The organism is Rhizobium sp. BK060 (assembly GCF_014193145.1).
GTDB lineage: Bacteria > Pseudomonadota > Alphaproteobacteria > Rhizobiales > Rhizobiaceae > Rhizobium.
Genome location: NZ_JACHYW010000013.1, coordinates 73,866 through 89,189 on the forward strand (window position 1 = coordinate 73,866; position 15,324 = coordinate 89,189).

Genomic DNA, 15,324 nt, shown 5'->3' on the forward strand with positions numbered 1-15,324 from the left:
AGTTACCTGATGACAGACGCCGTCCACTGTCAATAGGCGATTGCGAATTTCGCGGATCAGGCGGAAATCGACGCGAGCGTCACATGGACGATGTGCCGTTCCCAGGCGTCGAGATTGCCCGGTTCGACCAGGTCACGACCGAAGATCGTCGAAAGCGTATACTGGTTGGAGAGGTAGAAGTACCCGAGCGAGGCGATCGTCAGGTAGACATTCAGCGGATCAGCGCTGGCAGCAAAGACGCCAGCCTTCTTGCCGCGCTCCAGCACCTCGGCAAGTTCTCCGATTAGATGCGAATGCAGTTCCTTGAGCCGAACGGATTGGCGCAGCCAGCGCGCGCGATGAAGGTTTTCGGTGCCGAGCAGGCTGAGGAATTCGGGGTGTTTCAGGAAATAGCGCCAGGTGAACAGCGCCAGTTCGCCAATCCCTTCCTGCGGCGTGCGATCGCCGATGTGAAGCTCGCGCTCCGCCGTACGGATGCCGACATAGGCCTCCTCAAGCACCCGCAGATAGAGTTGCTCCTTGTCGCCGAAATAGTGGTAGAGCATGCGCTTATTGGTGCCGGCTCGCTCGGCGATCGCATCTACGCGCGCCCCGCCCATGCCGTTTTCGGCGAATTCCTTTGTCGCTGCTTCGAGGATTGCCGCGCGCGTCCGCTCCGGGTCTCTTTGCAAGACCCGCTCGGATGACCGACGCCTTGCTGTCTTCTTTTCCCTATTTCCGCTGGCGCTGTCCATCGACCCACCTTTCTTAATTCCCCAACGCGCTCATAGTACGTTGTGAGCAAATTGTAAAAAACGAGAACCGCGAAGAGCACTATCACATCAGCGCTTGACAGGCTCGAAGCTTGTCCATAGCTTGTAACCAATTGGTTATTTGTTGCAAGAGAAACCAGCAAGGAACGTGTGGAGGCGTTCCCCAAGGGAGGAGGAGAACAGATGACACTACGCGTAAGCAGACGTAATTTTATGGCGGGGGGAGCAACGCTTCTTTCGTTGTCCGCACTGGGATCGAAGGCATTTGCCGCAGATACCCGCCTGCGGCTTCTGTGGTGGGGTTCGCAGCCGCGCGCCGACCGCACCAACAAGGTTTCGCAGCTCTATCAGACGAAGAATGCGGGAACGTCGATCACCGGCGAATTTCTCGGATGGGGGGACTATTGGCCACGCCTGGCGACGCAGGTCGCCGGCCGCAATGCGCCCGATGTCATCCAGATGGACTACCGCTATATCGTCGAATATGCGCGGCGCGGCGCGCTCGCCCCGCTCGAATCCTACATGCCGGCCAAGCTCAATCTTGGCGATTTCGACCCGGCGCAGATCGAGGGCGGCAGTGTTGACGGACACTTCTACGGCGTCAGCCTCGGCGCAAACGCCGCATCAACGGTCTTGAATACCACCGCGTTCCAGGAAGCCGGTGTCGACCTGCCGACACAGGCAACCACCTGGGAGGAATTCGGCAAGATCGGCGCCGAAATCACCAAGGCCGGCAAGCGCAAAGGCTTCTACGGCTTTGCCGACGGTAGCGGCAACGAACCGCTACTGGAAAACTATCTCCGCCAGCGCGGCAAAGCACTCTACACGGCCGATTCCAAGATCGCTTTCGGCGCCGAAGAGGCTTCCGAATGGTTCGACATGTGGAGCAAATTCCGCGAGGCGAGCGCCTGCGTACCGCCCGACGTTCAGGCGCTCTACAAGGACACGATCGACACCAGCCCGCTCACCCTTGGCAAGGCTGCGGCCGATTACGCGCACAGCAACCAGTTCGTCGGCTTCCAGGCCATCAGCAAAGACAAGCTGGCGCTGACCAACTACATGCGCATCAAGCCGGATTCGAAGGGCGGCCACTATCGCAAGCCATCGATGTTCTTCTCCGTATCCTCGCAGTCGAAGGTGATTGACCAGGCGGTCGACTACGTCAATTTCTTCGTCACCAATCCCGATGCTGCTCTCGCGCTCGACGTCGAACGTGGCATTCCGGAATCGAAGGCGATGCGCGACGTCGTGGCCGCCAAGCTCGACGAAACGGGCAAGGTCCCGCTCAACTACGTCAGCGGTCTCGGCGACCTCGCAGGCAAGCTGCCGCCGCCACCGCCCTCAGGCGCCGGCGAAGGCCAGGTGGTGCTGCGCACCATCGCCGAGCAAGTCGCTTTCGGCCAGCTTTCGCCGAGCGACGGTGGCAAGCAACTGGTCGATGAGATCAGCCGCCTGCTCGCCAAAGGCTGACGCGGATGAGTGATGTGATGCGCACGACCGCCCCGGACGCCATCAAGAGTGAATATGGGGCGGCGGCCCAGGGGCGTTTCAAGCGCCTCTGGACTGCCAATGCTCCAGGCTATCTCTTTCTCCTGCCGTGGCTGATCGGCTTTTTCGGGCTGACGCTCGGACCGGCGGTCATCTCGCTCTACCTCTCGTTCACGGATTTCGACATGATCCGGTCTGCTGAGTGGGTTGGAGCGGCGAACTATGTGCGCATCGCAACCGCCGACCCGAAATTTGCCGCGGCAATGACGGTCACGCTGACCTATGTCGTGCTGTCGGTGCCGTTCAAGCTAACCTTCGCACTCCTGGTCGCGATGGCGCTCAACAAGGGCGTTCGCGGCCTGCCGCTCTACCGCGCAATCTTCTACCTGCCGTCACTGCTCGGCGGCAGCGTGGCGATCGCCGTCCTCTGGCGCCAGCTCTTTGCCGGCGATGGTCTGGTCAATGCGGCGCTCGCCCATTTCGGGATCGAAGGCCCGAGCTGGATCTCGCACCCGAGCTATTCCATCTATACGCTGGTGGCGCTGAGCGTCTGGCAGTTCGGTTCGCCGATGATCATCTTCCTCGCCGGCTTGCGTCAGATTCCGACCGATATGTACGAGGCCGCCAGCCTCGACGGCGCATCCAAGTTCCGGCAGTTCTACAAGATCACACTGCCCCTGTTGACGCCGGTCATCTTCTTCAATGCCGTCGTGCAGACGATCGACGCCTTCAAGGCCTTCACGCCGGCTTTTATTATCTCAGGCGGGACGGGCGGGCCGATCAACTCGACGCTGTTCTACACGCTCTATCTCTATCAGGAGGCTTTCGGAAACTTCCGCATGGGCTACGCCTCGGCGCTCGCCTGGATCCTCGTGCTGATCATCGCGATCTTCACGGCCTTCTCCTTCCTGACCTCGCGTTACTGGGTGCACTACGATGACTAACGGGATCACCACCGCGGTTGCGGCACCGCCATCCGACATCACCAAGCGCAGCCTTCCGGCGTCTGTTGCGATCCACACGCTGCTGATCCTTGGCTCGCTGCTGATGCTCTATCCGCTGCTGTGGATGGTCTCGGCCTCGGTCCGCCCGGAAAACGAGATCTTCTCGTCGACCTCGCTCATTCCGTCGTCGATCGACTTTTCATCTTATCTTCGCGGCTGGACCGGGCTCGACATCACCTTCGGTCGCTTCTTCTGGAACTCGCTCGTCATCTCGGTGCTGACCGTCATCGGCAATGTCGTTGCCTGTTCGCTGGCAGCCTATGCCTTTGCGCGCCTGCACTTTGCTGGCCGGAACTTCTGGTTCGCGATCATGCTCGGCACGCTGATGATCCCATACCACGTGACGCTCATTCCGCAGTATGTGCTGTTCCTCAATCTCGGCTGGGTCAACACCATCCTGCCACTCGTCGTGCCGAAGTTCCTGGCAAGCGATGCCTTCTTCATCTTCCTGATGGTGCAGTTCTTCCGCGGAATCCCACGCGAACTCGATGAAGCCGCCATGATGGACGGCTGCAGCCCCTGGCGGATCTACTGGAAGATCATGCTGCCGCTGTCGCTGCCAGTGCTGGCGACCGCCGCGATCTTCTCCTTTATCTGGACCTGGGACGACTTCTTCGGCCCGCTGATTTACCTCAACGACATGAACACCTACACGATCCAGCTCGGTCTGCGCACCTTCGTCGACTCGACCAGCGCCTCGGACTGGGGCGGTCTGTTTGCCATGTCCACGCTGACGCTGGTGCCGGTGTTCTTCTTCTTCCTGTTCTTCCAGCGATTGCTGATCGAAGGCATCGCCACGACAGGCATGAAGCGCTGATGCAGTTACGGATTTAGGTCAATGAGTATCAAGAATGTTGCCATCGTTGGCTGCGGCATCGGCCGTTCCCACATCGTTGAAGGCTACCTGCCGCATCCCGACAAGTTCAAGGTCGTGGCGATCTGCGACCTGAATGAAGAGCGGCTGCGCGAGATCGGCGACGAGTTCGACATCGCCAAGCGCACGACCTCGTTTGCCGATGTGCTGGCCGACGGGAGCGTCGACATCGTCGATATCTGCACGCCGCCCGGCACTCATCTTGAGCAGGTGGTGGCGGCGCTGGCTGCGGGCAAGCACGTCATCTGCGAAAAGCCGCTGACTGGCTCGCTCTCGGGCGTCGACACGATCATGGAGGCGGAAAAGGCGGCCAAAGGCACGTTGATGCCGATTTTCCAGTATCGCTACGGCGACGGCATCGAGAAGGCGAAGCGGATCATCGAGGCCGGCATCGCCGGCAAGCCTTACATAGGCTCGGTGGAGACCTTCTGGCTGCGGACGCCCGAATATTATTCCGTGCCGTGGCGCGGCAAATGGGCGACCGAGCTTGGCGGCGTGCTCGTGACCCACGCACTGCATCTGCACGACATGCTGCTGCACCTGATGGGCCCGGTTTCAAAGGTATTCGGCCGTGTTGCGACCCACGTCAACGACATCGAGGTCGAAGACTGCGCCTCGGCAAGCCTGCTGATGCAGAATGGCGCCTTCGTGTCGCTCTCCTGCACTCTTGGTTCGCAAGAGCAAATCAGCCGCCTGCGGCTGCACTTCGAGAACGTCACCTTCGAGAGCAATCACGAACCTTATTCGCCGGGCAAGGACCCTTGGAAGATCATCGCCGCGAATGACGACGTGCAGGCGCGCATCGATGCCGTCATCGGCGACTGGCAGCCGGTCGCACCGCGCTTCACCACGCAGATGGAACACTTCCACGCCTATCTCAGCGGCAACGGGCCGCTGCCGGTGACGACCCAGGATGCCCGCCGTGCACTGGAGCTCGTCACCGCCATCTATCAATCGTCCGATACCGGCAGCGAAGTCGTCTTGCCGATCGGATCGGACAGCCCGAAGTACGCCGACTGGCGTGCTCACACGAAATAACGGACCAGGGAGGATCCTGAGATCATGGCAACAAGCGTCGTTCTCCAGAAGGTCGAGAAGCGTTACGGCGCCCTGGACGTCATCCACGGCATCGACCTGAAGATTGATCCCGGCGAGTTCGCGGTCTTCGTCGGCCCCTCCGGGTGCGGAAAGTCCACGCTGCTTCGCATGATAGCCGGACTTGAGGAAATTACCGGCGGCGCGCTTCTGCTCGACAACGAGCGAATGAACGAAGTGGCGCCGGCCAAGCGCGGCATCGCGATGGTGTTCCAGTCCTATGCGCTCTATCCGCATATGTCGGTCTACAAGAACCTTGCCTTCGGGCTTGAGACGGCCGGCTACAAGAAGACCGAGATCCAGCCGAAGGTGAAACGCGCTGCCGAGATCCTGCAGATCGAGAAACTGCTGGAACGCAAGCCGAAGGCGCTTTCCGGTGGCCAGCGCCAGCGCGTGGCGATCGGTCGCGCGATCGTGCGCGAGCCGCGCATCTTCCTGTTTGACGAACCGCTCTCCAACCTCGACGCGGAATTGCGCGTGCAGATGCGCGTGGAGATTTCCCGCCTGCACCGCAGCCTTGGCAATACGATGATCTACGTCACCCACGACCAGGTCGAAGCCATGACCATGGCCGACAAGATCGTCGTGCTGAACGCCGGCCGCATCGAGCAGATCGGCGCGCCGCTCGATCTCTACAACAATCCGACCAACCGCTTCGTAGCAGGCTTCATCGGTAGCCCGAAGATGAACTTCCTGCAGGCGCGCGTTGAGCAGGTTGGAGAGGCCGAGACGACCATCAACGTCTGCGGCAACTCTGTTCGCCTGCCGCGGCGACTGAAGGCAGAAGCCGGCCAGACTGTGACCTTCGGCATCCGTCCAGAGCATCTTTCGGTTCTTGGGAACAGCGGCATCACGCTTGCGACGGTGAACATTGACCTCGTTGAAAACCTGGGCGGTGCGACCATGCTCTACGCGACGACGGCGGATGGGCAGCAGATGACGATCGCGCTCGACGGACAACAGAAAGTGGAACGCGGAACGAACGTGAAGGCCTCCTTTGACCCAGCGCGCTGCCACGTCTTCGACGCATCAGGCGCCGCAATCTAGCCGCGCTTGACAGCCGATCCCGCTCTGGCCATGATTTCAATAGGATAGGCCACGAAAGGGAAAAGCGTGACGCCTGAAGATCGGATTCATGCGCTTGGCATCTGGCAGGGTCCGATTGAAATTGTGCCGATCCCCGGCGGCATCACCAATCGGAACTATCTGGTGCGGGATCGCGTCGTTCGCCGCGTGGTTCGACTGGGAGAAGACATTCCGGTTCACCATATCAGCCGGCAGAACGAGCTTGCCGCTAGCCAAGCTGCACACGCAGCCGGGCTTTCGCCGGCGGTCATCTATCATGCGCCAGGCGTGCTGGTTCTCGACTACATCGAGTCGAGGGCGCTTTCACCTGATGATCTGCGACGCTCCGAGACATTGGCGCGAGTCATCCCGCTGGTACGGGCCTGCCACCATGACATCGCCCGTGAATTTCGCGGCGCGGCGGCGATCTTCTGGGTCTTCCACGTCATCCGCGATTACATCGCCAATCTGGAGGCCGCCAGCAGCCCCTATCGCGGGCTTTTCCCGGATTTTCTCGCGAAGGCCGAAAAGCTGGAGGCGGCGGGTGGCCCCTTCGAGATCGCCTTCGGCCATAACGACATGCTGGCCGCCAACTTTCTCGATGATGGCAAGCGCCTATGGCTGATCGACTGGGACTACGCGGGGTTCAACACGCCGCTTTTCGATCTGGGCGGCCTCGCCTCCAACAGCGAGTTCTCCGAGGCGACCGAGCGATCGATGCTCGAGACCTACTATCAGCTGCCGCTGACTGCGGATCTCGGGCGGCGCTATCACGCCATGAAATGCGCCTCGCTGCTGCGCGAGACACTGTGGAGTATGGTGTCCGAAATCCACTCCACCATCGATTTCGACTATGCCGGCTATACGGCCGAGAATCTTGCGCGCTTCGAGCGCGCCTACGACGCATTCGAACAGGATCGATAATATGACGAAGGAATTGCCAAAGACCGCCAAGGCGGTTGTCATCGGCGGCGGGATCATCGGCTGCTCGACGGCCTATCATCTCGGCAAGCTCGGCTGGACGGATACGGTGCTGCTCGAGCGCAGGAAGCTGACCTCGGGTACGACCTTCCACGCCGCTGGGCTCGTTGGCCAATTGCGCACCAGTGCCAACATCACCCAGTTGCTCGGCTATTCCGTCGATCTCTACAAGAAACTGGAGGCCGAAACGGGGCTCGGGACGGGCTGGAAGATGAATGGCGGCCTGCGCCTCGCCTGCAACGAAGAACGCTGGACCGAGGTCAAGCGGCAGGCGACGACCGCGCAATCCTTCGGACTCGAAATGCAGTTGCTGACACCACAGGAGGCGTTCGATCTCTGGCCGTTGATGACCATAGACGATCTCGTCGGCGCGGCCTTTCTGCCGACTGACGGCCAGGCCAACCCCTCCGATATTACCCAAGCGCTGGCCAAAGGCGCCCGCATGTCCGGCGTCTCGATCTTCGAGGATACCGAGGTTATCGACCTCGAAATTGACAAGGGCCGAATTCGCGCGGTCATCACCGAGCATGGACGCATCGAGTGTGAACGCGTCGTCGTCTGCGCCGGGCAATGGACGCGGGCCTTTGCGGCGCGCTTCGGCGTCAATGTGCCGCTGGTTTCCGTCGAGCACCAGTACATCATCACCGAATCCTTCGGTGTTCCCTCGAACCTGCCGACACTGCGCGATCCAGACCGGCTGACCTACTACAAGGAGGAGGTCGGCGGCATCGTCATGGGCGGCTACGAGCCGAACCCGATCCCCTGGGCAAAGAATGGCATCCCCGAGGGTTTCCACTTAACGCTGCTCGACAGCAACTTCGATCATTTCGAGCAGATCATGGAGCAGGCCCTCGGCCGCGTCCCGGCGCTGGAAAATGTCGGCGTCAAGCAGCTGCTGAACGGACCGGAGAGCTTCACGCCTGACGGCAACTTCATTCTCGGGGAAGCGCCGGAGCTGAAGAACTTCTTCGTTGGCGCCGGCTTCAACGCCTTCGGCATCGCCTCCGGCGGCGGCGCCGGCATGGCACTCGCCGAATGGGTCGCCAAGGGCGAACCACCCTATGACCTCTGGCCGGTAGATATCCGCCGCTTCGGGCGCCCGCATTTCGATACGGATTGGGTGCGTACCCGCACCCTTGAAGCTTACGGAAAGCACTACACACTGGCCTTCCCCTTCGAAGAGTATTCAAGCGGACGGCCATGCCGCAAATCGCCGCTCTACGACCGGCTGAAAGCACAGGGCGCTTGCTTCGGCGAAAAGCTCGGATGGGAGCGGCCCAACTGGTTCGCCGATCTCTTCGCCAACGAGGAGCCGAAGGATATCTACACCTACGGCCGCCAGAACTGGTTCGAAGCCGTTGGTCGCGAGCACAAGGCTGTGCGCGAGGCCGCCGTGATCTTCGATCAGACGTCCTTCGCCAAATTCGTGCTGAAAGGGCGCGATGTCGAGGCGGCGTTGTCGTGGATCGCCTCCAACGACGTGGCAAAGCCGGTTGGCTCGCTTGTTTACACACAGATGCTGAATGACAAGGGCGGCATCGAGTGCGATCTCACCTGCGCCCGCGTGGCTGAAGACGAGTATTACATCGTGACCGGCACCGGCTTCGCGACGCATGATTTCGACTGGATTGCACGCAATATTCCCGATGGAATGCATGCCGAACTCGTCGATGTCACTTCCGCTTATTCCGTCCTGTCCCTGATGGGACCGAATGCCCGCGCCGTGCTCGAGAAGGTCACGACGAGCGATGTTTCCAACGCCGCGTTCCCCTTCGGCCGCGTCAAGACAATCGGCGTTGCCGGTTGCCCGGTTCGGGCTTTACGCATCACCTATGTCGGGGAACTCGGCTACGAGTTGCATGTACCGGTCGAATACGCAACGACGGTCTATGACGCGCTGATGGCGGCGGGCGGTCCGCTGCAGCTTACCAATGCCGGTTATCGCGCGATCGAAAGCTGCCGCCTCGAAAAGGGTTATCGCGCCTGGGGCTCTGATATCGGTCCGGATCACACACCTGTTGAAGCCGGGCTTGGCTGGGCGGTGAAGACTCGAAAGACCACGCCGTTTCGCGGCCGAGAGGTGATCGAACGGCAACTGACTTCGGGCGTCAAGAAGATGCTTGCCTGCTTTGTGCCAGAGGATCCCGATGTCGTGCTGCTTGGCCGCGAGACGATCTATCGCAACGGCAAGCGTGTCGGCTGGCTCTCCAGCGGCGGCTTCGGCTACACGATCGGCAAGCCGATCGGCTACGGCTATGTCCGCAACCCGGAAGGTGTGAGCGAAGACTTCGTACTGTCCGGCTACTACGAGCTTGACGTGGCGCGCGAGCGCGTGCCCTGCCGGGTCGCGCTGAAGCCGCTCTACGATCCAGAGATGGTGCGCGTGAAAGGATGATCGGCGCTGAGCCCTTAGGCCTTCATTCCTGTGCTTGTCACAGGAACCCAGCCATCGCGCGTCGGCGCGATGAATGACTTATGGAAGAGTCTTCCGCGCCCAAGGACTTGGGCGTGCTGGATCCCTGTGACAAGCACAGGGATGACGGGCTGAACGCGGGCAGCCGCCCATCGATCACCCCGGTTGCGCAGTCGCCAATAACCTGCCCGGAAAAACCATGCTGCGACGAGCGCGCCCATCGCCGCGCCTTTCTCAAAACAGCGGCAGCTTGTTGTCCTGGATCAGGATCTCCAGCTTGTTCGCCACATCCTCCGTCCACGCGAGATTGCCGGACAGCGCCGCCGGGAAGAGACCCGGCAGCCCGAACAGCGCTTTCGACACCGCGCCGCCGTTGCGCGGCACGTCGGCCAACAGCGCAGCAATTTCCGCCGCGCGGGGATCGCGCAATTCGTAACTTTTACCGTTCCTGTCAACGCCAAGGGCATAGCGCATCCAGGCTGCCACGGCGATCGCGTAGGTCTCAGCCTTGGCGCCATGCGCCAAAGCCTCGGTCGCGGGCTCCAGAAGACGCTGCGGCAGTTTCTGCGTGCCATCCATGGCGATCTGATAGGTGCGGTGGGCAATCGCCTTGTTTGCAAAGCGTGCGATCAACTCGTCGGCATAGGCTTCGAGATCGATGCCGGGAACGGGATCGAGCGTAGCGGCTGCCGCGTTCATGTGGCGACGCGCAAGGGCTGCCAGACCGGTATCATCCATGACGTCGCGAATGAGTTCATAGCCGGCGATATAACCGAGATAGGCGAGCAGCGAATGCGCGCCGTTCAGCATGCGCAGCTTCATCTTTTCGTAAGCGGAGACTTCCTCGACCATCAGGGCACCGGCCTGTTCCCATTCCGGGCGGCCGTTGGCGAAGTGATCCTCGATCACCCATTGCGTGAACGGTTCCGTCTCGATCGCCGCCAGATCCAGCCTGCCGGTGAGCCTTTCGGCATCGCGATAGGTGGCATCCGTGCTTGCCGGCGTGATGCGATCGACCATGGTCGATGGGAAGGGTACGTTGACTTCGATCCACTGTCGAAGGTCCGGATCGATGCGACCGGCAAACTCGAGCACGAGCCGCTTCAGCACGGCGCCGTTGCTCGGCAGATTATCGCAGCTGAGTGGAGTAAACGGCGCAATACCTTTGGTGCGGCGGCGCGCAAGACCTTCCACGAGATAGCCGATGACGCCGCGGGGTGCATGCCGGTTGGCAAGGTCGGCGTCAATGTCGGGATGCTTCAGGTCGAGCCCGCCCGTGGCGGGGTCGAAGCCATAAGCCTTCTCCGTCACCGTCAGGCTGACAATGCGGATGGCAGGATCCTCGAGCCTGGCGAACAGATCGCCGGGGTTGCGGGTCGCGACATGGGCGCGCAGGATCGGGCCGACGACATGCGCCGTCGTGCCCGACGTGTCGCGCACGAGCATGGTATAGAGACCGTTCTGCTCGTTCAGGTGATCGGCGACATCGGCCGTGCGCAGGCTCGCGACCTCGATGCCCCAGTCGCCGCCGGCGACCGCAATCGCGGCATCGGTGAACGGAGCGAAGTGGGCGCGAAAGAATGCGCCCGGACCGAGATGCAGGATACCCGGCTTCAGCGCCTTGCGATCATAGCCGGGAAGCTTTGCTGTCGGCGCGAGGCCGGAAAGGCTCGTCAGACGTTCGATCACAGCTTGTATGCCTTCTTCGCGTTTCCGTAGGAGAGTTCGCCGGCGACAATCTCGGCTTCCTTGCGGGACATTCGGTGTTCCGTCACGAACTGCGCCAAGAAGCGGCAAACCTCGCGGCGCCAGACATCATGGCGAGCCGGGATCGACAGAAGAGCACGCGTATCGTCGTTAAAGCCTGCCAGATTGGCGAAACCGGCCGTTTCCACCACCTGATCGAGATAGCGGCGAATGCCGTTCGGGCTGTCGTGGAACCACCAGGGCGGGCCGATCATCAGGCACGGCCAATGGCCGGCCATCGGCGCCAGCTCGCGGGCATAGGTTGTCTCGTCGAGGGTGAATAGGAGGACGCGAAGACCCGGCGCATGGCCGTACTTTGCGAGCATGGCAGAGAGACCGCCGACCCAATCGGTCGGCGTTGGGATGTCCGCCCCCATGTTCGGACCACGGGTCTGGAACAGTTCACGATCGGTGTTGCGGCGCGAGCCGGCATGGATCTGCATCGTCATGCCGTCTTCGGCCGAAAGTCCGGCCATCTCGGTCAGCATCTGTCCCCGGAAAAGCTCAGCGTCCTCGGCGCTCAGCGTACCCTTATGCGCCTTGTCGAGCAGGCGTTGCTTGTCGGCAAGCGGCAGGTCCGCCGTGAAGGCCGACGGCACGCCATGGTCGGTAGCGGTCGCGCCGTATTTGCGGAAATAGGCGCGGCGCTTGCGATGGGCATCGATCAGCCCATCCCACTTCGTCACGTCGCAATCGGTCAGTTCACCAAGCCGAACGAGATTTTCGCGGAAGCCGACGGCATCCGGGTCGGTGACACTATCCGGCCGGTAGGTGGTGCGGACGCGGCCGATCCAGCCGTCTTCCGCCATCTTCTGGTGATGCACCAGCGGGTCAAGCGCGCCTTCGGTCGTGGCGATCGTCTCGATACCGAAACGTTTGTGCAGGGCGCGCGGGCGAAACGCGGGAAGCGCCAGCTGCGCATTGATATGGTCGTAGAGCGCATCCGCATTTTCAGGCGTCAGCGGTTCCTCACAGCCGAGGACGGCCGACATTGCGTGATCGACCCACAGGCTGGAGGGCGTGCCGCCGAAGAGATGGTACTGCGTGGCGAAAGCGCGCCAGATGTCGCGGCCCTTGGCGACCGGCTTGCCGTCGAGGCGCGGTACGCCGAGATCGTCAAGCTTGACGCCGACGCTATGCAACATGCGGAAGAGATAATGATCTGGGATGACAAGGAGCGAAGACGCATCCTCGAATGGCTTGTCTTCGGCAAACCACGACGGTTCCGTATGCCCGTGCGGGCTTACGATCGGTAACGTGCGAACCGTCTCGTAAAGGTCCCGCGCGATCGTTCGTGTTGTCGGATCGGCCGGAAAGAGCCGGTCCGGATGAAGAAAGCCGTTTCCAACATCCATGAGAATTCCTCCCTGAAGGGCTACCGGCCTACCCCACAAGTCGGAATGCGGCAAGGGCTTTTAGTAACCAGACAGTTCGCTTTCGCAAATCGCCCTGCCCAACCCTCGAAATGATTGACCGCGCGGACTATTTCCGCTTTTCAGATGCGGATGAGAATTGGCCGCTTGCGGCAAGGAGGTTCCATGTCCGAAGAGACGAGCCGCGTGACGAAGCTCGAGGAAACCGTCGCCCATCAGGCGAAGACGATCGAAGAGTTGTCCGATCAACTGGCCGAACAGTGGAAGGTGATGGAGCAGACACGCGCCAAGCTCGACAGGCTGACGGAGCGGTTTCTGTCGCTCGAGGAGCAATCACTGGAAGCCCCCGCCATTACGCGACCACCGCACTACTGAACAAAGCCCCGACCCTTGTTTTCGGCGGCCGGAATACCTATTAAAGGGTCGTGAGGACGACCTCCCCCAGTACGGGCATTAACTCGGGACGACCCGAGCATTCCCGTTGGGGGTAACTATGCGTAAAACCGCAGACCGTATCCGTCACGCCATCAGCTTCGAACTCATTGGATTAGCGCTCGTCACGCCGCTCGGTGCGCTGACCTTCGGCATGCCCATGGCCGATATCGGCGTGGTCGGCGTTGCCGGCGCAACGCTGGCGACGATGTGGAACTATATCTATAATCTCGGCTTCGACCACCTGATGCAGCGCCTGACCGGCGGCACGCAGAAGAGTGTCGCGACCCGCGTGCTGCATGCTGTCATGTTCGAGGTGGGATTGCTGTTGGCGCTGCTGCCGATGATTGCGTGGTACCTCGGCATCAGTGTCGTTCAAGCGCTGATGATGGACGTATCCTTCGCGCTTTTCTACATGGTCTACGCCTTCGTCTTCAACTGGGCCTATGACCGTGTCTTCCCACTGCCGGATTGGCAGCCTGCCACGCAAGCATCGCAAACCTAGGCATCACGCAGCCAAAGAGAAAGGGATCGCCGCTGCCGGCGATCCCTTTCTTGTTGTCTCAACGCATCTGAGCCAGATGTCGCTCAGATATTGCCCATGCAGAGATACTTCATCTCGAGATAATCCTCGGCGCCGTGACGCGAGCCTTCGCGACCGAGGCCGGATTGCTTGATGCCGCCAAAGGGCGCCGTTTCCGTCGACATGAGGCCGGTGTTGATACCGACCATGCCGTATTCCAGCGCCTCGGCGACGCGCCAGACCTTTTTCAGATCGCCAGCAAAGAAATAGGCAGCAAGACCAAATTCGGTGTCGTTCGCCTGAGCAATCACATCCGCGACGGTATCGAAGCGGAACAGCGGGGCAACGGGACCGAACGTCTCTTCACGCGCGACTTTCATTTCGCGGGTGACGCCGGTGAGCACGGTCGGGGTGAAGAAGGTGCCGGCACCTTCGACGCGCTTACCGCCCGTCAGGATCCTGGCCCCTTTCGACACCGCATCCGCGACGTGGCTTTCGACCTTCGCCAGCCCCTGCTCGTCGATCAGCGGGCCGATGCTTACGCCTGCCTTGAAACCGTCCCCGACCGCCATCGTCTCGACCTTGGCGGCAAGCTTGGCGGCAAAGGCGTCATAGACGCCCGACTGCACGTAGAGGCGGTTGGCGCAGACGCAGGTCTGACCGGCATTGCGGTACTTCGACGCCAAAGCGCCCTCGACGGCTGCATCGAGATCCGCGTCGTCGAAGACGATGAAGGGTGCATTGCCGCCGAGCTCGAGGCTGATCTTCTTGATCTGATCAGCACACTGACGCATCAGAATGCGGCCAACCTCGGTCGAGCCGGTGAAGCTGATCTTGCGCACCTTGTCGTTGCCGCAGAGTTCCTTGCCGATCGCCGGGCCGTCTTCGCCGACGATGACGTTGAAGACGCCGGCCGGGATGCCGGCCTGCTCGGCAAGAACCGCGAGCGCCAGCGCCGACAGCGGCGTCTGCTCGGCCGGCTTGGAAACGACGGTGCAGCCGACGGCGAGCGCCGGTGCGATCTTGCGGGTGATCATAGCGGCTGGGAAATTCCAGGGCGTGATCGTGCCGACGACGCCGACGGGCTGCTTGATGACGATCATGCGCTTATCGTTCGACGGCGCGGGGATCGTCTCGCCATAGATGCGCTTAGCTTCTTCTGCGTACCATTCAACATAGGCGGCGGCGTAAAGGATTTCGCCACGGGCCTCCGCGAAGGGCTTGCCCATTTCAGCGGTAAGGATGGCGGCCAGCTCATCGGCATGGGCGACCATAAGGTCGAACCACTTGCGCAGGATACCGGCGCGTTCCTTGGCAGGACGCGCGGCCCAGGCCGGCTGCGCGGCATAGGCGGCATCGATCGCTTCTCGCGTTTCGGCGCCGCCCATGTCGGGCAGCGAGGCGAGAACCTCGCCCGTGGCAGGGTTGAGGACGTCGAAGGTCTTCGTCGCGCCACCGGCTGTCCAGACACCGTTGATGTAACCGGCGTCGCGCAGGAAGGGCGAGGAAAACGGAACGTATTTTGTCAGTGCAGTCGTGAATGCCATGTCATGTAACTCCGGGCAAAGAAGCTATCGC

At 61.3% G+C, this 15,324-nt stretch carries 13 protein-coding genes; 9 read left to right on the plus strand and 4 right to left on the minus strand.

Features of this window, described 5'->3' with window-relative positions:
- Positions 1 to 56: 56 nt before the first annotated feature.
- The gene (locus FHT71_RS15870; RefSeq protein ID WP_132589332.1) at positions 57 to 734 is read right to left on the minus strand and encodes a TetR/AcrR family transcriptional regulator; all 678 of its coding nucleotides are present in this window, start codon (positions 732 to 734) and stop codon (positions 57 to 59) included.
- A gap of 201 nt (positions 735 to 935) precedes the next feature.
- On the opposite strand from FHT71_RS15870, the gene FHT71_RS15875 reads away from it, so the two are divergent.
- From FHT71_RS15875 to FHT71_RS15905, 7 genes are all read left to right on the plus strand, one after another.
- Complete coding sequence (locus FHT71_RS15875; protein WP_007798265.1) at positions 936 to 2,222, plus strand: ABC transporter substrate-binding protein; 1,287 nt, start codon at positions 936 to 938, stop codon at positions 2,220 to 2,222.
- Positions 2,223 to 2,227: 5 nt separating this feature from the next.
- On the plus strand, positions 2,228 to 3,184 hold the full coding sequence (locus FHT71_RS15880) for a sugar ABC transporter permease (RefSeq protein WP_007798261.1): 957 nt from the start codon (positions 2,228 to 2,230) through the stop codon (positions 3,182 to 3,184).
- Entirely contained in the window at positions 3,177 to 4,061 is an 885-nt protein-coding gene (locus FHT71_RS15885; protein ID WP_132589330.1) for a carbohydrate ABC transporter permease, read from the plus strand. Before FHT71_RS15880 ends, FHT71_RS15885 begins: the two co-directional genes overlap by 8 nt.
- A gap of 21 nt (positions 4,062 to 4,082) precedes the next feature.
- Complete coding sequence (locus tag FHT71_RS15890; RefSeq protein ID WP_132589328.1) at positions 4,083 to 5,156, plus strand: Gfo/Idh/MocA family oxidoreductase; 1,074 nt, start codon at positions 4,083 to 4,085, stop codon at positions 5,154 to 5,156.
- A 24-nt stretch (positions 5,157 to 5,180) separates the two neighbouring features.
- Positions 5,181 to 6,260, plus strand: a complete 1,080-nt coding sequence (ugpC, locus tag FHT71_RS15895) for a sn-glycerol-3-phosphate ABC transporter ATP-binding protein UgpC (RefSeq protein ID WP_132589326.1) — start codon at positions 5,181 to 5,183, stop codon at positions 6,258 to 6,260.
- A gap of 66 nt (positions 6,261 to 6,326) precedes the next feature.
- Positions 6,327 to 7,202: a phosphotransferase gene (locus FHT71_RS15900; protein WP_132589324.1), complete on the plus strand. Its 876-nt coding sequence runs from the start codon at positions 6,327 to 6,329 to the stop codon at positions 7,200 to 7,202.
- Between the two features lies 1 nt (position 7,203).
- Positions 7,204 to 9,654 (plus strand): FAD-dependent oxidoreductase, encoded by a 2,451-nt coding sequence (locus FHT71_RS15905; RefSeq protein WP_132589322.1) that lies wholly within the window; start codon positions 7,204 to 7,206, stop codon positions 9,652 to 9,654.
- A gap of 252 nt (positions 9,655 to 9,906) precedes the next feature.
- Here the strand turns inward: FHT71_RS15905 and FHT71_RS15910 are convergent, their stop codons facing one another.
- Positions 9,907 to 11,361 carry a mannitol dehydrogenase family protein gene (locus tag FHT71_RS15910; protein ID WP_132589320.1) on the minus strand — a complete coding sequence of 485 codons (1,455 nt, stop codon included), beginning with the start codon at positions 11,359 to 11,361 and terminating at the stop codon, positions 9,907 to 9,909.
- The gene (uxaC, locus tag FHT71_RS15915; RefSeq protein WP_183720864.1) at positions 11,358 to 12,773 is read right to left on the minus strand and encodes a glucuronate isomerase; all 1,416 of its coding nucleotides are present in this window, start codon (positions 12,771 to 12,773) and stop codon (positions 11,358 to 11,360) included. The genes FHT71_RS15910 and uxaC overlap by 4 nt, the downstream gene beginning before the upstream one ends.
- A 183-nt stretch (positions 12,774 to 12,956) precedes the next feature.
- Here uxaC and FHT71_RS15920 point away from each other — a divergent pair, with 183 nt between their 5' ends.
- Together FHT71_RS15920 and FHT71_RS15925 are read left to right on the plus strand one after the other, a co-directional pair.
- Positions 12,957 to 13,166, plus strand: a complete 210-nt coding sequence (locus FHT71_RS15920) for a SlyX family protein (protein WP_132589316.1) — start codon at positions 12,957 to 12,959, stop codon at positions 13,164 to 13,166.
- A 118-nt stretch (positions 13,167 to 13,284) separates the two neighbouring features.
- Complete coding sequence (locus FHT71_RS15925; protein ID WP_132589314.1) at positions 13,285 to 13,728, plus strand: PACE efflux transporter; 444 nt, start codon at positions 13,285 to 13,287, stop codon at positions 13,726 to 13,728.
- 83 nt (positions 13,729 to 13,811) lie between these two features.
- Here the strand turns inward: FHT71_RS15925 and FHT71_RS15930 are convergent, their stop codons facing one another.
- The gene (locus tag FHT71_RS15930; RefSeq protein WP_183720867.1) at positions 13,812 to 15,293 is read right to left on the minus strand and encodes an NAD-dependent succinate-semialdehyde dehydrogenase; all 1,482 of its coding nucleotides are present in this window, start codon (positions 15,291 to 15,293) and stop codon (positions 13,812 to 13,814) included.
- Positions 15,294 to 15,324 lie beyond the last annotated feature (31 nt).